Consider the following 23,246-nt stretch of genomic DNA (forward strand, 5'->3'; position numbering starts at 1 on the left):
CACATCATAATAGTTAGGTGTGCATTTTGTTTATCGGTATTTGATAAATTATGTAAAAAAATACTAGTTTCCTATTGTTAATGTAATATAAGATGAATATAGGTATTAACATTAGGAGGAGTGCTCGTGCGTTTATCAGAGATACATCCCGTCATATATCATGCGCGTATTGAACAAAAGCGACTATTTCGATATGTTAAAAATATGAAAGACAGAAAGCATTTTGCGAAAAGCTTTAGTGATACGTCACTTTCATTTACATGTAAAAAGCATCAGTCATTATTACGACGAAAACTAGGTGATAGTGATCCGCAGCTTCAAGAAAACAAAATTACGAATATAACGTTAGCATCAAGTAAGATTGATGGCATTATTATTCAACCAGGACAGATTTTCTCGTTTTGGGAGCTTGTAGGGCGAACTAGTAAATCAAAAGGATATATAGAAGGAATGCTGCTCTCCATGGGGGAGGTTAAAAGAGGAGTTGGTGGGGGGATTTGTCAGCTCGCAAATCTGCTATTTTGGATGGCACTACATACACCGCTAGAGGTGAAAGAAAGATATCACCACAGCTTTGATCCATTTCCAGATGAAGGGCGAGTGCTTCCGTTTGGGACTGGAGCAGGTGTTTTCTATAATTATGTCGACCTTCAATTCCACAATTCAACTAAGCAATCTTTTCAAATAAAAGTATGGCTGACTGATGTACATTTAAAAGGTACGATTCTGACTGATAAGGAATGGCCATTGTCGTATCACATAGAAGAAAGAAATCATGCATTTATAAAAAAGGCAGAGAAAAACTATCGTAAAAATGAAATTTGGCGTAAAACAATCGATAAACGAACAGGGAATTGTATAAAAGAAAACATGTTATTCAAGAACTTTTCTGAAGTAAAATATGAACTTTAGGATGTGTGGGGACGGTTCTCATGCTTCCTTCGGTTGGCGAAGGAAGCATGAGAACCGTCCCTACTCTGCCGGGGGTCAGACTGAGAACCGTCGCCACTCTGCCATAAGGAGGAAAAATGATGCAAGAACATATAGTTCAATTGAAAGATGCACAGTTACACGTAACACAGTATAGCGAGGCAGGGGAGCCGGTGTTTCTTCTGCATCCAGGTGGATTCAATGGGTTTATTTGGAGTAAAGTAATCCCGTATCTTAAAAATCATTTTATGGTGTATACGGTAGATTTTAGAGGCCATGGGCGCTCGCCTTATACGAAAAGTGGCTATGAGATGGAAAATCAAGCAAACGATTTGATTGCGATAATGGATGAATTGAATTTAGATAGGGTACATATGGTTGGGAATTCACTAGGAACAGATGTTGCAGTACATGCAGCGGCGATGTATTCAGATCGTGTAAAGTCCTTAGTAAATATAGATGCAGGGATGTTAAACTTCATTGGTGAACATGGTGAGATGGATGGGACTAAGGAAGAGTGGCTTAAGAAAGCACGAGAAAAACAAATCATCGAATTCGACTCGCGAAGTGATTTTAAGCAGTTCATCGCAGAGGTCTTCGGTGAATTTGGTGATGAGTATGTGCAGCTATGTGGTGAACATGTACTTTTAAGAACTTTATCGAATGGTAAGCTAACACATATGATGCCTTCTGAATGTTATGAGCAATTAATGGAGGCGTGGTGTGACATTCATTTTGAGAGCTGCTATCCTTCTGTAAAGTGTCCTGTGCTGTTTTTACCAGCAGAGAGAGAACCTAAGCTAGCGGAAAAGCTTGTGATGGTGGAACACTATAAGCAGTATCTTTCAGACTGCGAGGTCGTCATAATAGAAGGGATGACACACATTCCTTTAACAAGTCATGCATCAGAATTAAGTCATGTTATAAGAAAATTTTTCAATCGAATAAGCTAGGGATGTGTGGGGACGGTTCTCATGCTTCCTTCGGTTGGCGAAGGAAGCATAAGAACCGTCCCTTGTCTGCCGTGGGCAGACTAAGAACCGTCCCCACTTTGCCCTAGTCTATTAATAATTTGATTACGACTGTCCATACTATGCTTAATGATAACAATAAAGAGGGTGTAAGGATTAGTGGCAACCAATCATATTGATATGACAGCAACGGAGATGGGGTATTTATGGTCCACATATCAGGCTGAAACATTAAATTATTGCATGTTAACATATTTCAACAGTATTGCAGAGGATCCTGAAATAAAACAGTTAAATGCATCTACACTACAATCATGTAAAAATAATATTAATCGTTTAAAAGAGATATTTGGAGGTGACACCTTTCCCATTCCAGTCGGATTTGGTGATAATGATTTGATTCAAAATTCCGAGAGGTTATATACTGACCCGTTTATATTATATTTTCAATGGTTTATAGGAAAAGGTAATCTCAATTACAGTTCAAAAGCCATTAATACAATTGCTAGAGATGATGTATTTTCTTTTTATGAAGACTTTTCTTTAGAATCCTTAAAATTACTAAAGAATGCGCGACAGACACTTTTATCAAAGGGACTTTGGATACGTGCACCATACATTCCGATTCCAGAATCAATTGATTATGTTAAAAAAGAGAGTTTTCTAAATGGGTGGTTTGGTGATGAGCGACCTCTTGCTGGTATTGAGATAGCAAGTATATTCTACAATATAATCACCAATACGTTAGGCTTGTCTTTAATGCAAAGCTTTGCACAAGTAACTCATAAAGGTGACGTCCACAAATATATAATGAGAGGAAAAGCTATTGCAGAGAAGCACATAGATGCATTATCGACATTGCTTCAAAAAGAAAATATTCCTACACCCACTACATGGAATGCTGGAGTGACAGCTTCCACAGAATCACCTTTTTCTGAAAAATTAATGCTATATTTAGTAAGCTTTTTAAATGCCCAAGGTATAAGTAACTATGGTGATGCTACATCCACCATTATTAGGCGAGATGTGGGACTTGCATTTTCGAGATTAGCGGCAGAAATTGCAGCGTTTGCCGAGGATGGTACGGAGCTATTAATTAGTAAAGGTTGGATGGAAATGCCCCCTCAAGCTAAGAAAAAGTTGAAATAATGGACGCGTGGGGACGGTTCTCATGCTTCCTTCGGGTGGCGAAGGAAGCATGAGAACCGTCCCTTGTCTGCCGGGGGCAGACTGAGAACCGTCCCCACTTTGCCAGCGGATCAAATCAACAGTCTTTAATCAGGTGATAATGATCCATACACCTTTTTTAAACGTAACAATAATAGGTGAGAAAGTAACCTAATTGGTAGGATTGTCCGCCAATATCCTCCTTTAACGTTCAATATCCTCAACTTAATAAGGATAGAGTCTATCCCTACAATTAAAGATATAGGTAAAACGTTTATCCTGTTCCTTCTCTCTAAAAGAAAAGCAGTCATGATTGTTTCAAAGCTTAAATACAACTTCACAAAAGCATAGTGAAAATACCAAGACTTTTTAGTGAATGCGACAGGTTTAAATTTAAACTTCTTAAAAAGGGACAGTATAAAAAATAAACTCATATACAATACGTGAAATGTATTGTAAACAGCCAATTTCAACATTAACTTATTGCCTTTCTTTATTTCTTTATAGCATGTATCGCTAATATAAAAGGAAACAAAGAGGAAAAATGCTGTATATTTCGTTTTCCACCACTTGTTCGTATAAATTTTTAATGTTAGGAAGGTCCGTTCTATTATGAAAAAATATAACGTAAATAATAATTTGATTTTCCATCCTAATTGAAATGCTGAAATGAAAATACCGACAGTTGGGACAAATAAGGCTTGGGAGAATATTGACCCTAGTGAATTATCCTGCTCTTTGTTTTTTATAAATTTCGTTTTGTACTTATAGGCTTCAAGTATGTATAAAGGATATTCGAAGTAAAAAGCCAGCCCCACAACCGTAAGGAACGACAAAAAAACAGCTTTTCTATTATTTTTCTTTTTGTATATAGTGAAAATTAATAACAAGCTGTGGACTATTAATAGCCCTATATAACTGTACCTGTTAATATTTTTTTTGTTCACAAACTAAACTCCTTCCCCCATTGTGGATGGACGTGTTAATTAGTATGTCTTATGAAAAGGTAAAAATGTCTATTTAGCATATATGTTTTTATTTATTTTTCCTAAGAAGTGATCTCGTATATGAGAGTTACTTACTATTGTTTCGAAAACAAAAGGTGTAACAAGTTAGTTACAAAGGAGATCATCTTTAGGCTCAAATAAGGTGCCTTACGCTTTTCTCTTTCAAATTATAATTTTCTGCACCGTCCCTCCCCTCAACTTAAACTGCATAACAAAAAATGCAAATCAAAGTCTATATAATACATTTTCCCAGCTTAATTAAAGAATGTTTTGCATATTGTGTAAGAATCTCACCATATACATAAGGAGAACAAAACTGATTATGGTTCTTGCGAAGGGGAGAGGGCATGCAAAACGTTGCTTTGTTGAGGTTGCAACTGAACCATCATGTAACACAGGCACGTCAAGATATCTATACCTTATCCATGCTTCAGGATAACTCGATGAAACAGAGAGTGCTACAACGCTTATGGGATCATATTTCATCGATTCACTTTATAAGTGAGTTACTAGCCAATCAGGCTCAACATAATTATTATGTGTCACCAATGCAAACACAACTCCCTGCACAACCTTACAGTGCAGATCAGTCATACATGCCACCAATCACTCCATCACCGGAACCAACCGTTTCACTACCTGCTTCCCGTACTTTTACAATAGAAGAATTGGCGCGATTTGATGGGAAAAATGGGAGAGCTGCCTATGTGGCGGTAGATGGGGTTGTGTACGATGTGACAAACAACCGGGCTTGGGCCGCTGCTACACATTTTGCCTTAACGGCTGGCAAAGAGCATACGGAGGAATTTGCGTCTTGCCATGCGGGACAACGCTATATTTTAGAATCACTACCTGTAGTAGGGAGGTTAATATAATGGGTAGAACTATTTTACCTCCAGAGTCTATGACAAATGAAGCTATTGCAGAAAGATTAACAACAAAAGCTAGAAATAGCTTAGAGAGAGGAGTTATTCGTAAAAAAAATCTAGTGTATTTAGAGTTAAACGGGTGTTCAGGTAATATTATCTCTTTTTTAAACGGAGACAATCCTGATTTTTCATATATGCTACAATCCATGGTTAATCTTCAATATAGCAACAGCTTAATGGCTGCTGAAGGAGAACAAGCTATTGAGAGGCTAATGAGTATGTTAGATGAAGAATATATATTAGCTGTGGAGGGGGCAGTGGCTCTCAAAAACAATGGTTTATATAACATAATAGGCAGCTGGAAAGGGAGACCCTTTACTGGGCTTGAAGCGGTAACATTGTTAAGTGAAAAAGCAACACACATTTTAGCAGTAGGGGCGTGTGCTACGCATGGTGGTGTGTCGGCGGCTAAGCCCAATCCCTCTGAATCAGTAGGGCTTGATCGAGTTCTTCCGAATAAAAAAATAATTAAGCTTCCAGGCTGTCCTGTTCATCCGGATTGGTTCTTAGGAACGCTAGCACACCTTTTGTTATATGGACAACCGGACACTGACAACTTAGGTAGACCTTTAATGTTTTACAGTACTCTTATACACGATCGATGCCCAAGGCGACCTTTTTTTGACCGGGGTATATTCGCAGAGAAGCTAGGTGATAAGGAATGTCTGTTTAAGCTTGGCTGCAGAGGGCCTGTTACGAGAGTAGACTGCCCAACTAGACAATGGAATGGTCATGTGAATTGGCCGATTGGCGATAACACCCCATGTATTGGATGCGCGCAGTTTGGGTTCCCAGATGCGATGGCTCCTTTTATAAGCTATGACACAACAAGGGTGGTGACTGATGAGTAGGAGAATTGTTATAAATCCACTGACCCGTATTAGCGGCTTTATGGAAATAGAAGTGATGGTAGACAATAATGAGATTGTGGATGCCAAAACAAAGGGGCATTTATTTAGAGGGTTTGAGCAAATGTTAGTAGGGAGAAGTCCTTTTGATGCCGTTTATTTTACACAACGTATATGTGGTATTTGTTCAGCTGCTCATTCTATGGCATCATCGTTAGCTTTAGAAGATGCCTTGAATATTGAGCCGATGGAACAAGGAAGGTATTTACGAGACATTATTCATTGCTGTGAATTTTTACAAAATCATATCCGCCATTTTTATCAATATACTGTACCAGACTATGTAGATATAGAACACAATCCTCTATTCCAATCTGAACATGCCGATTTTCGTCTGCCGAAACCCATTCAAGACAGAATTGCAAAAAACTACTTTGAATCTCTTGCCATTAGTCGCTCGGCTCATCAGATGCTGGCTGTATTGGGAGGAAAAGCTCCTCACAACCATGGGGTTTTTATTGGTGGTATTACCACGCAGGCAACAGCAGAAAAAATAGTACATCTTGACTCTATTTTACAGAAAATCTCTGTTTTTATTAATGAAAACATGATTCCTGATGTATACGATATCGCTGCTTATTATCCAGAGTACTATCATATCGGCGGAGGCTATGGAAATCTGTTAACTTACGGATCTTTTAATAATTATAAAGATTTAGGGACATTGTATGTGGATCCATTAGTACTAACTGGTGGAGTTGTTGAAAAGTTTGATGACACAGATATTCAAGAAAAAATAGAATATGCATGGTTCGAAGCGAAAGATACAATGTATCACCCTAGTGAAGTAGTGCCTGAGCCAGATATGGACAAAGAAAAAGCATATTCTTGGGTTAAAGCACCAAGATATAAAAACCTTCCATTTGAGGTAGGACCGTTAGCTAGGTTAATATTGAGCGGAGCCTATGAGTTTCGCGTTTCTGCAATGGATCGGACAATTGCGAGAGCACTCGAAGCAAAGAAAATCGCAGAGGTTATGGGTGTTTTATTAAAACATGTAGAACCAGGTGTAGATGTTCAACGGAAGTATGATCTACCAGAGGAAGCTGTTGGGAAAGGATTAGTTGACACTACAAGAGGGGCTTTGGGACATTGGCTAAAAATACGTGACCAAAAGTTATCATTTTATCAGATTATTACTCCTTCATCATGGGATTTCTCAACGCGAGACGACTTGGGGTATAGAGGGGTTGCTGAAGAAGCTTTAATAGGGATGAAGATTAATGACCCCGAAAATCCTGCGGAGATTGGAAGGGTATTGAGGTCTTTTGATCCTTGTATGTCATGTGCTACTCATATTTATAGTCTTGGGAAAAAAGTAAAGACAATAAAGGTGTTTTAATGAAGAAGATTGTTGTAATCGGTATAGGAAATCAATTAATGATGGATGACGGTATTGGCAATTATGTCGTCATGGAGCTAGCAAAAGATAATACGATGAATAATGTTGAACATATAATTGGGGAGTCTGATATAGACTATTGTCTTGAGAGGATGGAAGGGGCTACTAAGGTGATAATAATTGATGCAATATGTACCAACAAGACACCAGGAGATGTATCTGTCTTTCCTATTGAGAATTTTCTAGAGCAGACATTTTTGAGTATCTCCGCTCATGATGAGCATTTATTTCATATGTTAAAACTAAAAAAAGATACGGTTAAAGGTTATGTTATAGGAATTGAACCAGCTGAATTACAATTTAACCTTGGTTTAAGTGAAATCTTATCGGAAAGATGGAATGTAATCATCGGTGATGTCAAAAAAGCTATTTATACATTAATATAATAAGCGTAATGCCAGTCAAACGTAACTCACGGAGGACTGGCATTTTTTATTTAAACCATAGAGCTATGCTTGACTAGTTTTTTAATGCTAGTGGGAGGCTTTTCTTTATGATCGATTTGTAAAAATGAAAGTTCACGGAAGTTTATTAATGTCATAAAGAAACTAATCTGATTGCAGTGACTTTGTGAAACTTGTAAAAAGTGTACAAGTGATGATGGTAAGGGAAGTTTAGTTTCAAAAAGATGTGGTCACGACAGTAAAATATGTGTACACGAGATTAATACAGCCGACTTACAATGAGATTAAATTGACACGAATTGAAATGGATATGAAAAAGTCGTTGAACGTATAGTGGCATGCGTTGGCAACAGTTCAACATGTCTCCATAAAAATGGGTGTAACATTGTTTTTTATGCATGTTTTTTAAAGTGATAGCACATCTTGGTGGTAAATTGGGGTTTTATCCATAACGAATGATAGGTGTTTTACATATTGTATAACACAACGGTAAAAGGAGGTGCTATGAATGGGTGCAACTGGAGGTTATGGAGCAGGCTTTGCTCTAATCGTTGTATTGTTTATCCTATTAATCATTGTAGGAGCAGCGTATGTTGGTTATGGCTACTAATATAATAAAGGAGTGATTTTTTTATGTCATGGTGTGGTGGATATGGTTATACAGCACCAGTATCTAATTACGGTGGTGGTAACACATTTGTGTTAATCGTCGTATTGTTTATTTTGCTAATTATTGTTGGCGCAGCATGGTGCTAATTTTATAACGTAACAAGACTATTACTTGCTGAAAGTGCCTGGAATTCTAAAAACGGGATTCCAGGCGCTTTTTTATATCAATAAAGAGGATATAGGGGAGATCAGACATATGATTAGAATTTAAAATGCTCATCATTAACAATTGGTGAGCGGAGTTTTCATTATAGTGTGGAAAATTTAATAAGTGACAGGAATGTGACTTTTAAAAATCATGTAATCGCTTTTATGCTTTTATGCTTTAAAAAGGTGTTGTAAAAAATTGTCTCAACCATTATAATTCTCAATAAATAAAATATTCAGAAAAAGGAGGATTATCGTGGAAGCTGTCGTGAATTGGCTGAATAGTGTTCTTTGGAGTTCATGGGTGATTTATACTTGCCTCGGTTTAGGTCTTATTTTTTCTATACTTACGAGATTTTTACAGGTTCGTCATATTAAAGAAATGGTTCGGTTAATGTTTAAAGGAAAAAGTTCAGATGCCGGCGTTTCTTCCTTTCAAGCTTTAGCACTTGCATTGTCAGGTCGTGTTGGAACAGGTAATATTGCTGGTACAGCTACAGCTATTGCCTTCGGGGGACCCGGTGCTGTTTTCTGGATGTGGGCTATTGCTTTTATCGGTGCATCAAGTGCATTTATCGAATCTACTTTAGCGCAAATATATAAGGTGAAACAAAACGGTGTATATCGAGGAGGTCCAGCCTATTATATTGAGAAGGGAATAGGGTGGAAGTGGTATAGTACTCTGTTTGCTTTCTCTGCCCTTATCGCAATGAGTCTTCTAATGCCTGGTATTCAGTCAAATTCTATTGCATTAGGCTTAGAGAATGCGTTTGGTGTGAAGCCTATTTACACGGCGGTTGTACTCGTTGTCTTGTTAGGCATTATTATTATAGGGGGCGTTAAGCGAATTGCGACCGTTGCGCAATATGTCGTTCCTTTTATGGCATTAGGGTACATTTTAATGTCTCTTTTCATTATTGGTTCGAACATCGCTCAGTTGCCTGCCGTTTTTTCGTTAATTTTAAAAAGTGCCTTTGCATTAGATTCTGCTTTCGGTGGTATGGTTGGAATGGCAGTGGCATGGGGAGTTAAGCGTGGTATTTATTCAAACGAAGCGGGACAAGGTACAGGCCCTCATGCTGCAGCTGCAGCCGAAGTATCACATCCGGCGAAGCAAGGATTAGTACAAGCTTTCTCCGTTTATATTGATACGCTTTTAGTGTGTTCAGCAACAGCATTTATGATTTTATTTACCGGAATGTATAATACAGAGGCACCCGATGGATCATTTTTAGTAAATAATTTGCCAGGGGTGGAGGCTGGACCAGCTTATACACAGGCAGCGATAGAAACATTTCTACCTGGCTTTGGGGCTGGCTTTGTAGCGGTTGCGTTATTCTTCTTCGCTTTTACGACAATCATGGCTTATTACTATATAGCCGAAACAAATATTGCTTATTTAACAAAAGAACGCGGCAGTGGTATCGCGATGTATTTGTTAAAAGTTGTTCTTCTTGTTGCAACATTTTTTGGAGCTATTCGAACAGCAGACTTAGCTTGGGCGCTTGGTGATGTAGGGTTAGGGGTTATGGTATGGCTTAACATGGTTGCGATTGCAATTTTAGCCAAACCGGCTTTACTTGCGCTTAAGGACTATGAGCAACAAAAGAAACAAGGCTTAGATCCTGTGTTTAACCCAGAAAAGCTTGGTATTAAAAATGCAGATTATTGGGTACATGAATATAAAGCAGAAGAAACAAATAAAAAGGAAGCTATATAATAAGAAAGAGTCCTATCTCATTTTGAGATGGGATTTTTTAGTATTCAAATATGCGATGAACCCTTTGAAGAAACTATTCTTTTAAAGTGCCAAGTGGTTTCAAGCTAAAGTATTCCAGGGCTTCATTAATTGTATCGATATCATACATGTTCTTTTCTATAAAAAATTGAATGATTAAGTCAAACGTGTCATTTTCTGATAATGAATAACCGGCAGCCTGTAGTAGCTTGTCGGTTTCTTTTTTGTTTAGTTCAAGTGCGAGAGCTAGAGCAATCGCATTGGGTTTGCCTATTTTATATGCTGGATTGGAGCGTATTTTGGAGAAGTGGCGGCGATCGATGCCAGCCTTTTTGTATATGTCAACGTCAGTTGTTTCTTTTTTATCTATAAAAGTAAGCAGTACTTGATTGAAGGTAGGCTGACGCTTCGAATGGATAAACTGTTCAAGTTCATCTGGGTGAATAGACTCTAGCTTTTCTGAAGAGACGTGCAGTTTTTGCATGACAACAACCGACAGTTCTAAATGTGCATCTATATATTCCTGTAGCTCTTGTAATGTATGTTTGCTTAACATCGTGTCTATCCCCCTTAAATGTCGCTTATGAGGCGACCAATTCATTCGTTTATTCAACTACAATTATAGCATGATGACGAAAAGGAGATGGATATAATGAACAAAAACAAAACAGAGATTATTTTTCTTCTAGATAGAAGTGGATCAATGGCAGGACTCGAGGCCGATACAATTGGTGGTTTTAATGCATTCATTACGAATCAAAGTAAAAACAACGGAGATACTCGTCTCACTACAATTTTATTTGACGATAAATATGAAGTACTTTGGAATGGGATTCCGGCGAAGAATGCAAAGCTAACCAAGACGGACTACTATGTGAGAGGAGCGACGGCCTTACTCGATGCGGTCGGGAGGACGATTATTGAAGTGGGAGCAAGACTTTCCAAAACACAGGAAACCGAGCGGCCTGGAAAGATAGTATTTGTCATCACAACAGATGGAATGGAAAACGCAAGTTGTGAATTTACGTATCAAAAGGTAAAAGAGCTTATCACACATCAACAGGAAAAATATAATTGGGAGTTTGTGTTTATGGGAGCTAATATTAATGTCGTAGAAGAAGCTAGCAATCTTGGAATTGAACAAGAAAATGCTTTTCAGTATGAAGCCTCTCAAGAAGGGATACAAACAATGTATAGCAGGATGTGTCATATAGTTTCTGAGAGAAGGAAATAAGTCACATTAAAGGATTTTCCGTTTCCATACAGAACTTAAGTTAGAAATAAAGTTAATAGAAACGGAGCGTACATGATATGAAGCATAGTAAGTTGTATCGGATGCGGAAAATTCTTCTCTTTGCCTTTTCAGTGTTTGTGAGAGTGTATTGGTATAAATTCACGAAGAAACCACCTGCCAAATGGGAGCAGCTATGGTCTAAAATTGGGCGGGATTTTAGAGAAACTTTATTCGATTTGGAAGGATTACTAATAAAAATTGGACAGCTATTAAGTATACGCGCTGATCTCCTTCCTAATGCTTTTATTAAGCAAATAGAAGATTTGGTCGACCACGTTCCACCATCCTCATGGGACGACATGAAATCTGTCCTAGAGAGTGAATGGGGTGCACCCATTGAGGATGTGCTAAAGGATGTGAACCGAGTAGCTGTCGCATCTGCCTCTATCGGTGAAGTGTTCAAAGGAACATTAAAAAATGGAGTGGAGGTAGCTATTAAAGTACAACGACCATCTATAAAAGAAATTATCGATATTGATTTTCGCTCGCTAGCTATTATTATATGGTTTGCTGACCGCTTCGCACCGGTTCCAAAAGGGTTTATCAATTTCAAAATGCTTTTTCAAGAAATCAAACGTGTAATTGAAAGAGAAGTAGATTTCAAGCATGAGTTTGATACAATAATAAAATTTAAAAAGCGGTTTGCCAACATTGGGCGCCTACATATTCCACAGGTGTTTGAAGAATATAGCACGTCTAGCGTGATAGTGATGGAATGGGTTGAAGGAAATCGTGTAACGGATATCGCTTTTTTAGAGAAGAATCAAATTGACAGAAGAGAACTATCGAGACGTTTGTTTCGTATTTTCATTCCACAATGGCTCGAAGCAGGTGTTTTCCATGCTGATCCACATGCTGGGAATGTTCTCGTCCGAGCGGATGGAACACTAGTATTATTAGATTTTGGTATGGTGGGTGAAATAACGAAAAGAGATGCGGCAAATTTTCAAACACTTTTACAAACTATTTTATTAAAAAATCATCCTAAGACGGTAGAGGTTCTAATAGACTTAGGATTTTTAACACCTGACGCTGATCGAAAGGCGATTGAAAATCTATTAAAAGAAATGCTAGCTTTTAACATAAATGAGTTAAAAGAGATGGATCCCTTTGCGATAAAAAAAGAGTTAAGCGAAATATTTTATTCATTACCAGTGCAAGTTCCCACACGATTCGTGTTCTTAGGACGCTCTTTTGTCACGATTGAGGGGATGCTTCATACCATTAATCCAGATCAGGAGCTTGTTGATGTAGTCAAACCAGCCTTTCTAGAATGGCTAAATCAAAGCAACCAAAAGAAATGGAAAGCTATTCTCGAGTGGGCTATTATTCAACCCATTTCACAATTTCTGCACCCAGTATATGAGCTTATTGAGGCGCCACAGCGAGCAATAGAACAAAAACAATTAATGAAGCAAAAGGAACTTCATTTTTCTATGTATGAAAATCAAAAAAAGCAGGCGTTTGTACTCACGGTTTTAGGGATTATTAGTATATTTACTGGTCAGTATTTAGCTAGTACTTTTATTTATAATGGTGGTTTGATAGTCGGAAGTGTGTCTATTTTAGGTTATATAATCAGTAGTGTGAGACAGATTAAGTGGAGACGACAATATAAGAGATAAAAAATGAACTCATAATATTAAATGGTTAAACACCCCTAAGTTATACTTAGGGGTGTTTGAACGGCTAACACCTAAAATATTGATACACATTATAAAATTCTAAGACTATTGTGACTTTGTATAGATTTATATAATGAAAGCGGATTCTATTTTTTATGCTATTTACAGTTACTAATTGTGAAAGCGTTTTAACTATTTGGAAAAGGGAGAGTGACAACATGATTCTAAAAAAGACTGTAACAATGCTTTTAATGCTAGTTATGCTAGCAGTTAGCGTAAGTCCAGTGTTTGCCGCAAGTGACAGCATACTTGTAAAAGATTTGAATGTAACACCATCTGGTATTCTTTCGGATCAAGGCATTTACCGTGTAGAAATTGAATTGAATCAGCTTAAAGAGTATGGCATGACAAATGAGGGGTTAGTTACTTTACAAATTCAAAACGAGGAAATTGCATTACCTTACGATGAGACAAGAGAATCGTTTCTTGTAAGACAATTAGCAGGTTTCTCGGAAGAAGATATTTTAAATGCAACAGTAAAGCTAGAGAATGGAAAAGTGGATGAGTGCTTTATTGCCACAGCTGCGTTTGGTACGAAATTTGCCACACCTGTTTCATTACTACGCTCATTTAGAGACGATTTTCTATTAACAAATATGGCAGGTCAAACATTTGTAGACTTTTATTATAAAAACTCACCATCTATTGCTAGTTTCATTGCAGATAATGCTGTGTTAAAAACAGCTGTAAGAGCTAGTTTATTACCTGCAGTAGGAGTGGTGTACTTTTTATATCACCCTTGGTTACTTGTGTCTATCATGGTAACCGGTTTCGTAACGATTGTTTTAATGAGAAGAAAATTTGCATTTAAAAGAGCAATATAATTCAAGCTTAGGAGGGAGTGTATGAACTTGAAACAAATAAAAATAGCAGCATCAATGCTTGCCTTTGTACTACTATTCGCAGTGTCAACTGTGTTGACACCAGCAATTGTACAAGCAGAGGAAGTACTTGACATTAAGTCAGTAGTTATTGAGTTAGATGGTGAAAGTATATTAGTTGATTTTAATAGTCTTGATGACCAATATACAGATCAACAAGGTGAACTATACGATTATTTTTATACAACAGATGGCGTATTAAAGGGTAGCATTGTGGCTATTCAGCTATCCAATGGACAAGCGATTGAGTTTGAAGGATTTAAAACAGCTTATGAACAAGCTAGTAGTGTGAGCGAATCTGCCAATGCACTTGAGATTCTAGTAGCAGCAACACCAGTTTCGGATTCAGTTCTATCTAGCTATCAAAAGTTAACAGGCTTTACAGAAACAGGTGCACCACAGCTCGAGCCAAATAATTTATGGACGTTAGTGTGGAGTGATGAGTTTAATGGTGACTCAATCGACCGTACGAAATGGACATATGATATTGGTAACTGGATTGTAGATGCGGATGGAAATGGTATCGCAGCAGGTTGGGGAAATAACGAGAAAGAGTATTATACAGACTCACCTGAAAACTCTTATATTGAGGACGGAAAACTCGTTATTAAAGCAATTAAAGAAGAGCAACCAATTACAGATGAGTATGGTTCGTATGATTACACTTCTGCAAAATTAAAAACAAAAGGCCTATTTAGTAAGAAATATGGTCGCTTTGAAATTAAAGCCAAAACACCTGAAGGAAAAGGATACTGGCCTGCTATATGGATGTTACCCGAAAATGATGTGTATGGTGGCTGGGCAGCTTCTGGTGAAATAGATATCTTTGAAGGCTGGGGTAGTCAGCCACATTTAGCAAGTGGGGCAATTCATTATGGAGATGTTTGGCCGAATAATAAATTTACAGGCAAACATATGGAGTTTCCTAATGAGGGAAGAATTTCAGATTTTCATGAGTATGCTCTTGAGTGGGAACCAGGTGAAATACGTTGGTATGTAGATGGTGAGTTATATCAAACACAAACTAATTGGTATTCAATCAACCAAGATAACGCAGCAAACTTCTCATTCCCAGCACCATTTGATCAAGAGTTTTATATGATTTTAAATTTAGCTGTAGGTGGCTGGTTTGATGGAGATCCAGATGAAACAACGGAATTTCCTCAAACAATGGAAGTAGACTATGTAAGAGTCTATGACTTAACAGGACGCGACTACCTAGAGCCAGTGGAACCAGCAAAAGAGAAGGTAGAGCTTCCTGCTGGAGCAAAACAACCTTTAGAAGATGGGAATTTAATCTACGATAATACGTATGAACAGCCATTTACTAGTATTTCAGATGGTAGCATGGCTCTAGATAATCTGTATTGGAATTTAGTATATTTACCAGATTTCGGTGGACAAGGTACGATCGTGAAAGATCTTGTTAATGATACGAACTTTGCCAAGATCAATATTACCAATCCAGGTAATCAGCTTTACTCGTTACAATTGATTCAGCATATGTCACTTGGTCAAAACGGCGTATACAAAGTGAGCTTTGATGCTAAATCATCAGAAGATCGTACAATAATGGTAAAAGCATCTGGAGGTGCTGATCGAGGTTGGGCTAAGTATTCAGATGAAGAAACTATTTCCTTAACAGATACAGTTCAATCCTATGAATTTACATTTAATATGTTGAACGAAACAGATTTAGCAACAAGACTAGAGTTTAATGTTGGTGGCGCTGGCACAGCACCTGTATGGATCGGAAATGTAAGAGTCGAAGATATTACTGGCCAACTAATGGATGAGAATGCTGCTAAGGAGCCTTTACCTAGTGGCAATCACGTTTACAACGGTACATTTGATCAAGGAAGCTTAGACCGTATGACATTTTGGAATGTCGAATCAAACAACGCAAGCGCAACAGGTAGCGTAGCGGAAGCAACTCGCGAACTGTTTGTTGACATAACAGATGGAGGCTCTACTCCTGGTGACGTTAAAGTAATTCAACGTGGAATGAATTTACTGGCGCTTAATGATTACAGTCTAAATTTCAATGCACGAGCTGAAGAAGCTAGAGACATTGTTGTGAGTTTTGTTAGCAAGGATGGTACTTCAAACTATATTGAGGATTTAACTATTCCGTTAACAACAAGTATGGATCAATATGAGATTATTTTTACAATGCCGGATGTAACAGATGTTGAAGGCCAACTTGTATTTAATGTTGGTGGAGACAATGCTGGTGTGTATGTAGATAATGTAAGTTTAATCAGAACATCAGATAAGATTGATTACTCAAAGGTAGACCTGTATCCACTTGATAATGGTGCATTTACAGGAGGGTTAGAGCCTTGGGGGGATTACGTGCATAATGATGCTGTTGCTTCAGTAACTGGTGAAAATGATGAAGCAAAAATTAGCATTACAAGTCAAGGTAATGAAGCATGGAGTGTGCTACTTGAGCAAACCGGTATGAAGTTAAGTAAATCGGTAGATTATGTCGTATCATTCGATGCACGTTCTACGATGCCACGTGATTTAGAAGTCACGTTGGAAAATGCACAGTATACAAGATTCTTTAATGAAGTTGTATCTCTTACAAGTGACACACAGAACTACAGCTATGAATTTAAAATGGCAGCAGACGAAACAGTTAGTTTGAAGTTCTTACTCGGTAAAATTAATGATACGGGTATAGGAGCACATGATGTGTTCATTGATAACGTTGTGTTTGAAGTGAAAAATGCAGCTGACTATGATAATGGTAGCTCAGATCCAGGTCAAGAGGAGCCAACTGAAACTGAAACAAATTATGCATTTGATTTCAATAACAATATAATTGTAGATGGTGCTTTTGACATTTGGGAAAAGGACGAATGGTCAGGTAATGGCGCAGGTACATTAAATAATGAAGAAGGAAAACTAACGATTGATGTAACAAGTGTAGGTAGTGCCTATTCTCCACAAGTATTTCAAGAGGGCATGACATTTGAAAATGGAGAAACTTATCTTGTATCATTTACCGCTAAATCTGCAGAACCTAAGACGATTAATGTAAATGTAGGAAAAGCCTTGACTGAAGATCCATGGTGGACTGCATACGCACCAACAGAAACGTATGTATTAGATACCACGATGAAGGCATACAATTTTACATTTACCATGACAGAAGAAACGTTTAACAATGGAAAAATCGTATTTGAACTTGGTACAATCAATGGAGATACGACAACAACAACTGTCACAATTGACAATGTTAATGTTGTGAAACTTTCTTCAATAACGGATAATACGGCATGGAATATATGGGAAAATGATGAATGGTCAGGCCCTGGCGCAGGTACATTAACTGTTGACGGTACAACGTTAACTGTTGATGTAACAAGTGTAGGTAGTGCCTATTCTCCACAGGTATTCCAAGAAGGTATGACATTTGAGAATGGTAAAGAATATGTAGTCATGTTTGATGCGAGTTCGGAAGCAGCTAAAACGATTAATGTGAATGTTGGAAAGGCGCTAAGTGCAGATCCATGGTGGACTGCTTACGCACCAACAGAAACGTATGTTTTAGGAACAGAAACAAAAACGTATGCCTATTCATTTACCATGACAGAAGAAACATTTGATAACGGTAAAATGGTATTTGAATTTGGTGAAATTAATGGCGATACAACAACAACAGTTGTAACTATAAGTGATGTGAGAATTATAAGTGATGCAAGAATATTAGATATCACTGATGAAACTACCGTCGAGGAGCCAGTAGAAGAAACAGTAACAGAAAGTGTCTATTATGATTTTGATGACAATATAATAATAGATGATTTGTTCCAAATATGGGAAAAAGATGCCTATTCTGGTAATGGCGCAGGTACATTAACTAATGAAGAAGGAAAACTAACGATTGATGTAACAAGTGTAGGTAGTGCCTATTCTCCACAGGTATTTCAAGAGGGCATGACATTTGAAAATGGAGAAACTTATCTTGTATCATTTACCGCTAAATCTGCAGAACCTAAGACGATTAATGTAAATGTAGGAAAAGCCTTGACTGTCGATCCATGGTGGACTGCATACGCACCAACAGAAACGTATGTATTAGATACCACGATGAAGGCATACAATTTTACCTTTACCATGACAGAAGAAACGTTTAACAATGGAAGAATCGTATTTGAACTTGGTACAATCAATGGAGATACGACGACAACAACTGTCACGATTGACAATGTTAATGTTGTAAAACTTTCTTCAATAACGGATAATACGGCATGGAATATATGGGAAAATGATGAATGGTCAGGCCCTGGCGCAGGTACATTAACTGTTGAGGATGCAACGTTAACTGTTGATGTAACAAGTGTAGGTGGTGCCTATTCTCCACAGGTATTCCAAGAAGGCATGACATTTGAGAATGGTAAAGAATATGTAGTTATGTTTGAAGCGAGTGCCGAAGCACCTAAAACGATTAATGTGAATGTTGGAAAGGCGCTAAGTGATAATCCATGGTGGACTGCTTACGCACCAACAGAAACGTATGTTTTAGGAACAGAAACAAAACTCTATGCCTATTCATTTACCATGACAGAAGAAACATTTAACAACGGAAAAATCGTATTTGAATTTGGTGAAATTAATGGCGATACAACAACGACAGTTGTAACTATAAGTGATGTCAGAATTATAAGCGATGCAAGAATATTAGATATCACTGATGAAACAGTAACAGAAAGTGTTTATTCAGAATAACTATTACTGAAGTTTTATAACCCAAAGTAAGGTCGTATGTTTTAGTGAAATATGACAAAAAGAAAACACAGAGGATGTAAAAATCCTCTGTGTTTTTTCGTGTATTCGTCTATCTAAAAAAACTATATACATTCCAAAGTAGGAGTGTATATAGTTACTAATAATGTAGGTATAAAATAAACATATTTTAACAACTAACTAGCTTTTGTGTTCTTTTGGTTTCCTTTTGTGTTTTTTGAATTATCATTTTGAGAGGAAAGTTGCATGTGGCTCGTACCTTCAAATCGGCCACCTTCTTCTATAATGATGGCATTCATTTTAATATCGCCAGAGACATGTCCCGTAGCCAGTACATGTAATAACGCAGTAGCCTCAATGTCACCAGATAAGGTCCCTGCCACGTAAATGTTTCGTGCACTCACTTTATGTTCTACGCGTCCATCTGCTCCAATCGTTAAGTCACCTTCGCAATGTATCTCACCTTTCACAACACCGTCAACACGGATACTAGATGAGCTTTTAATGTTACCTTCAATTGTTGTTCCACTACCAATAATCGTATCGATAGCTGATACTTTCGCTTTTTTAGTCAACATCCATTTCATCCTCTCGGTTTAAAAATTCTACGTATGTATAAGGGTCCGTATAATTCCCATTTTTTAAAATTTCATAGTGCAAATGAACACCTGTGCTTCGACCGGTCGTTCCCATTTTGCCAATGACTTGTCCCTGTGTCACAGTGTCTCCTACATTTACATGTATTTTAGATAAGTGGCCATATCGTGTTGTGTACCCGTCAAGATGTTCTATCACAACAGATAGTCCGTAGCCACCATCATAGCTGGCTAACTGAACGACACCATTTGCTGTGGCAAAGATCGAGTTTTGTCTCGTCCCACCTATATCTAACCCTTCATGGAAGGACAACCTTCTCGTAAAAGGGTCTTTTCGAGTCCCAAATTTTGATGTGATAATCCGACTATCCGTGGGCCATATAACAGGAAGCTCGGCGAGCTGTAGCTTAAGATATTCTATATTTTCTAGTACGTTACGGAAATACGTAACCATCTCGGCATCAATAGTTGTTATATTGTCTTGTGATGTATGGATAAAGTTTACAGGGGCTGTTTTAACAAGAGTCTGTTCTAGTCCACCAAGCCCTCCGTTAGGATTGTTTTGTATTGAAGAGGCCCCGATTTGGTCTGGATTTAATTCATCTAACACTTCACGAATTTTCTTTTCAATTATAAGCAGTTCTGACATTTTCTCTGCTGTTTTCGATGACTCATCAATCAGGTGGCTTTTTTCCTGCATTAAATCAGAAATTATCGTTTCTTGCTTAAGTAATGCATTGTTTAATGTTTCCTTCTCCTGTTTTAAGTCTTGTATATGTTGATAGTAAAAATAGCTTAAACTAGAGGTTACAATTAAAAAGCTCAATATGGATAAAGCGATGATATATATCGGTATTTTGTGGAATCTACGTTGGATTATGGCTTGGTTCGTTTTCGACAAAACTAAGATCGTCCAGCTATCGTTCCATTTTTTTCTCACAGTCTAGTCCTCCAAAATTAAATCTACTTCCAAGACTTCGACAAATTTCTCAATATTCCTTTTATAAATTTAAATTCCATATTTTACAAATAACATTTTCATATATATATAGGTTGTCTCATAGTATAGATATATCGAGTGTACGGGCTTCAGATGAGATCTTTGGATATGTGGGTAATTTGTTACAGAAATTCGACAAGCTTAGGAGAGTGACAAAGACAGCATGATGAGGCAATTTTATCGAGGAGTACTATTTTTAGCCATCGCGGCCTTCGTTGGTGAAAGTCTTGAATTCGTAATTAATATTATTTTAGCTAGGGAGCTTGGTGAGCAAGGTCTAGGACTATACGTGTCCATTTTACCGACAATTATGCTCATTGCGATATTAGCTAGTGCCGAGCTTCCAGTATCTATTTCAAAATTTATTGCTGAAAAAGAAAGACAGTTTCATAGATATATGTTGCTACATGCCTTAAGCTTGGCTCTTCTTATTACGGTACTGTTATCAATTCTTGCTGCTTTAGTTTTACCAAACGTACCGGTGTTCAACGACTACCATCCGTATGTACGTAAGCTTATCTTTATTTTAATACCCATTGTGTCTTTTTCAGCGGTGGCGAGAGGATATTTTATGGGTGCACAGCAGATGGGAAAAATAGCTGTTGCAAACTTTTTAAGAAAAGGGATACAGCTTCTTCTGCTAGTGTTTGTGTATCGTTTATTTCAATTTGAGCAGGACATAGCTTTATTAGTGGCCATTTGCACAGTGATTGCAAGTGAATTTGTTGTATTTGCCTATCTAGCGTTAGCGCTAATGGTGCAAATGAATTCCGAAAAGATGAAGCCAAGCGCGAAGGTTAAGGGGACCGATGTTAGAAAAAGCTTATTGTCTGTGTCAATTCCCATGACGGGTGTGCGTCTCTTTTATGCCTTTACGTTTGCTGTGAAGCCATTCTTAGTGAAGATTGCGTTAATGAATGCAGGACTAGCCGAAGCAATGGCAACGGCGCAGTTTGGAAAGCTGTCGGGAGTTGCTTTTACCATTGGTTTTTTCTCTATGTTTATCGCGCATTCATTCCTAGTTGTGCTTATTCCCACAGTAGCAGAGGCATCCGCTAAGCATGACTATTTACAATTGCAACGATTGCTTAATCAAGTTATGAAGTTAACATTACTGTATGGTATACCAGCTATTATAATCTTTTATTTTTTTGCAGAGCCTTTAACAGGCTTGTTTTTTGAAAGATCAGCAGCCGCTGGATATTTACAGTTACTTACGCCGCATTTTTTAGCATATTATTTTGTTATGCCTCTGCAAGCATATTTAATAGGGCTCGGATTAGCGAAAGAGGCTTTGTGGCATGCTGTATGGTCAACTATTTGTTCATTTTTACTTATGTATTTTTTAGGATCTATGAAAAGCCTGCAAATGGACGGTATTATTATCGGCATGAATATGGGAGCCGTTCTATTAACCTTAATGCATTATGTAACAGTTTGTCGCAAAATCGGGTTAACGGTGTTTATGAGTAAAGCAAAGTTAGCAAATCGGTAATTTATCGTAAGTGTTTTTAAACGAGCGCAGTTACTTGTATTCATTATATATTTTAGAGGATAATGTATGGTAAGTAATGTGAAAATATTAGATATAAGGAGTGATAGCAAGATGACTGAACAATATGAAAAAGCAACATTTGCAGGAGGTTGTTTCTGGTGTATGGTACAGCCTTTTGATGAGCAACCAGGCATTAAAGAGGTCATTTCGGGCTACACAGGTGGACATAAAGAAAATCCTACATATGAAGAGGTTTGTTCAGAAACAACAGGTCATTATGAAGCCGTTCAGATTACGTTTGATCCAGATGTGTTTCCGTATAAGCGTTTGCTAGAGCTCTATTGGCAGCAAATTGATCCTACCGATCCGGGTGGACAGTTTAACGATCGCGGAGATTCATACAGAACCGCAATCTTCTATCATAATGAAGCGCAGAAAGAACAAGCTGAGGCTTCCAAACAAGAGGTTGCTAAGAGTGGTAAGTTTCAAAAGCCGATTGTAACAAATATTATACCAGCAGGTCCTTTTTATAAAGCAGAAGAAAAGCATCAATACTACTACAAAAAGAATTCCTTCCACTACAACATGTACAAGGAAGGCTCAGGGCGGGCTCGGTTTATCCGCGAAAATTGGAAAAAGGTAAAAAGTGATGAGGAGCTTCGTAAAGAGCTCACTCCTATTCAATATGAAGTAACGAGAAAAAATGGTACAGAGCCTCCGTTTCAGAATGAGTTTTGGAATCATACAGAAGAAGGGATATACGTGGATATCGTTTCTGGAGAACCGTTGTTTAGCTCGTTAGATAAGTACGATGCAGGCTGTGGCTGGCCGAGCTTCACAAAGCCAATACGCCGAAGTGAAATTGAGGAAAATTTAGATACATCTCATGGTATGCGTCGTATTGAAGTGCGTAGCAAAACAGCAGATTCTCATCTCGGTCATGTGTTTGATGATGGACCTGGGCCGGATGGAGCGCGCTATTGTATAAATTCAGCAGCACTTCGCTTTGTACCGAAATCAAAGTTAGCAGAAGAAGGATATGGTGAGTACGTAAAGTTGTTTAAATAATGCCAATACTGTCTATCCACTGGGTAGGCAGTTTTTTTATGAATGAAAATAAACTTGCCCTACTATCCAGTTGGTGGTGTGATTTTCACTGAGAATGGTGCAACTGTCCTAGTAAATGTACAATTCCTGTTGAAAAAGGTGCACTGTGCCTACAACACTCAACATCCATTAATAAGTCAGCAGCTTCGACTATCTAC

At 37.8% G+C, this 23,246-nt stretch carries 18 protein-coding genes and 1 pseudogene; 16 read left to right on the top strand and 3 right to left on the bottom strand.

Annotation, left to right across the window (positions count from 1 at the left end):
• Nucleotides 1-126 precede the first annotated feature (126 nt).
• From EJF36_RS02785 to EJF36_RS02830, 10 genes and pseudogenes are all read left to right on the top strand, one after another.
• Nucleotides 127-912 (top strand): VanW family protein, encoded by a 786-nt coding sequence (locus EJF36_RS02785; RefSeq protein ID WP_125904903.1) that lies wholly within the window; start codon nucleotides 127-129, stop codon nucleotides 910-912.
• 116 nt (nucleotides 913-1,028) lie between these two features.
• Nucleotides 1,029-1,883 (top strand): alpha/beta fold hydrolase, encoded by an 855-nt coding sequence (locus EJF36_RS02790; protein ID WP_125904904.1) that lies wholly within the window; start codon nucleotides 1,029-1,031, stop codon nucleotides 1,881-1,883.
• Between the two features lie 177 nt (nucleotides 1,884-2,060).
• Nucleotides 2,061-3,050, top strand: coding sequence for a DUF3231 family protein (locus EJF36_RS02795; RefSeq protein ID WP_125904905.1), 990 nt, complete (start codon nucleotides 2,061-2,063; stop codon nucleotides 3,048-3,050).
• Between the two features lie 1,372 nt (nucleotides 3,051-4,422).
• Complete coding sequence (locus EJF36_RS02800) at nucleotides 4,423-4,950, top strand: cytochrome b5 domain-containing protein (RefSeq protein WP_125904906.1); 528 nt, start codon at nucleotides 4,423-4,425, stop codon at nucleotides 4,948-4,950.
• A complete protein-coding gene (locus tag EJF36_RS02805) occupies nucleotides 4,950-5,855 on the top strand; it encodes a hydrogenase small subunit (RefSeq protein ID WP_125904907.1) in 906 nt (301 codons plus the stop codon). The genes EJF36_RS02800 and EJF36_RS02805 overlap by 1 nt, the downstream gene beginning before the upstream one ends.
• Entirely contained in the window at nucleotides 5,848-7,254 is a 1,407-nt protein-coding gene (locus EJF36_RS02810; protein WP_125904908.1) for a nickel-dependent hydrogenase large subunit, read from the top strand. The genes EJF36_RS02805 and EJF36_RS02810 overlap by 8 nt, the downstream gene beginning before the upstream one ends.
• Entirely contained in the window at nucleotides 7,254-7,700 is a 447-nt protein-coding gene (locus EJF36_RS02815; protein WP_125904909.1) for a hydrogenase maturation protease, read from the top strand. The genes EJF36_RS02810 and EJF36_RS02815 overlap by 1 nt, the downstream gene beginning before the upstream one ends.
• A gap of 526 nt (nucleotides 7,701-8,226) precedes the next feature.
• Complete coding sequence (locus EJF36_RS02820) at nucleotides 8,227-8,328, top strand: YjcZ family sporulation protein (RefSeq protein ID WP_125904910.1); 102 nt, start codon at nucleotides 8,227-8,229, stop codon at nucleotides 8,326-8,328.
• A gap of 71 nt (nucleotides 8,329-8,399) precedes the next feature.
• A pseudogene (locus tag EJF36_RS22120) lies at nucleotides 8,400-8,474 on the top strand (YjcZ family sporulation protein); the annotation flags it as partial.
• 316 nt (nucleotides 8,475-8,790) lie between these two features.
• A complete protein-coding gene (locus tag EJF36_RS02830; RefSeq protein WP_125904912.1) occupies nucleotides 8,791-10,254 on the top strand; it encodes an alanine/glycine:cation symporter family protein in 1,464 nt (487 codons plus the stop codon).
• A gap of 73 nt (nucleotides 10,255-10,327) precedes the next feature.
• Here the strand turns inward: EJF36_RS02830 and EJF36_RS02835 are convergent, their stop codons facing one another.
• The gene (locus EJF36_RS02835) at nucleotides 10,328-10,828 is read right to left on the bottom strand and encodes a hypothetical protein (protein ID WP_125904913.1); all 501 of its coding nucleotides are present in this window, start codon (nucleotides 10,826-10,828) and stop codon (nucleotides 10,328-10,330) included.
• 96 nt (nucleotides 10,829-10,924) lie between these two features.
• Between EJF36_RS02835 and EJF36_RS02840 the strand changes: the two genes are divergently transcribed.
• The 4 genes from EJF36_RS02840 to EJF36_RS02855 all read left to right on the top strand — a co-directional run bounded on the left by EJF36_RS02840 (nucleotide 10,925) and on the right by EJF36_RS02855 (nucleotide 18,872).
• Nucleotides 10,925-11,506 carry a vWA domain-containing protein gene (locus tag EJF36_RS02840; RefSeq protein WP_125904914.1) on the top strand — a complete coding sequence of 194 codons (582 nt, stop codon included), beginning with the start codon at nucleotides 10,925-10,927 and terminating at the stop codon, nucleotides 11,504-11,506.
• 77 nt (nucleotides 11,507-11,583) lie between these two features.
• Nucleotides 11,584-13,191, top strand: coding sequence for an ABC1 kinase family protein (locus EJF36_RS02845; protein ID WP_125904915.1), 1,608 nt, complete (start codon nucleotides 11,584-11,586; stop codon nucleotides 13,189-13,191).
• A 218-nt stretch (nucleotides 13,192-13,409) separates the two neighbouring features.
• The gene (locus EJF36_RS02850) at nucleotides 13,410-14,075 is read left to right on the top strand and encodes a CFI-box-CTERM domain-containing protein (RefSeq protein WP_125904916.1); all 666 of its coding nucleotides are present in this window, start codon (nucleotides 13,410-13,412) and stop codon (nucleotides 14,073-14,075) included.
• A gap of 21 nt (nucleotides 14,076-14,096) precedes the next feature.
• The gene (locus tag EJF36_RS02855) at nucleotides 14,097-18,872 is read left to right on the top strand and encodes a carbohydrate binding domain-containing protein (protein WP_125904917.1); all 4,776 of its coding nucleotides are present in this window, start codon (nucleotides 14,097-14,099) and stop codon (nucleotides 18,870-18,872) included.
• A 194-nt stretch (nucleotides 18,873-19,066) separates the two neighbouring features.
• Here the strand turns inward: EJF36_RS02855 and EJF36_RS02860 are convergent, their stop codons facing one another.
• Together EJF36_RS02860 and EJF36_RS02865 are read right to left on the bottom strand one after the other, a co-directional pair.
• The gene (locus EJF36_RS02860; protein ID WP_185806796.1) at nucleotides 19,067-19,468 is read right to left on the bottom strand and encodes a bactofilin family protein; all 402 of its coding nucleotides are present in this window, start codon (nucleotides 19,466-19,468) and stop codon (nucleotides 19,067-19,069) included.
• Nucleotides 19,458-20,426, bottom strand: coding sequence for a M23 family metallopeptidase (locus EJF36_RS02865; protein ID WP_125904919.1), 969 nt, complete (start codon nucleotides 20,424-20,426; stop codon nucleotides 19,458-19,460). Before EJF36_RS02865 ends, EJF36_RS02860 begins: the two co-directional genes overlap by 11 nt.
• Nucleotides 20,427-20,652: 226 nt before the next feature.
• Here EJF36_RS02865 and EJF36_RS02870 point away from each other — a divergent pair, with 226 nt between their 5' ends.
• Together EJF36_RS02870 and msrB are read left to right on the top strand one after the other, a co-directional pair.
• Nucleotides 20,653-21,981 carry a polysaccharide biosynthesis protein gene (locus EJF36_RS02870; RefSeq protein WP_125908242.1) on the top strand — a complete coding sequence of 443 codons (1,329 nt, stop codon included), beginning with the start codon at nucleotides 20,653-20,655 and terminating at the stop codon, nucleotides 21,979-21,981.
• Between the two features lie 111 nt (nucleotides 21,982-22,092).
• Complete coding sequence (gene msrB / locus EJF36_RS02875; protein ID WP_125904920.1) at nucleotides 22,093-23,049, top strand: peptide-methionine (R)-S-oxide reductase MsrB; 957 nt, start codon at nucleotides 22,093-22,095, stop codon at nucleotides 23,047-23,049.
• The last annotated feature ends 197 nt before the right edge of the window (nucleotides 23,050-23,246 follow it).

This window comes from Bacillus sp. HMF5848 (assembly GCF_003944835.1).
Lineage (GTDB): Bacteria > Bacillota > Bacilli > Bacillales > HMF5848 > HMF5848.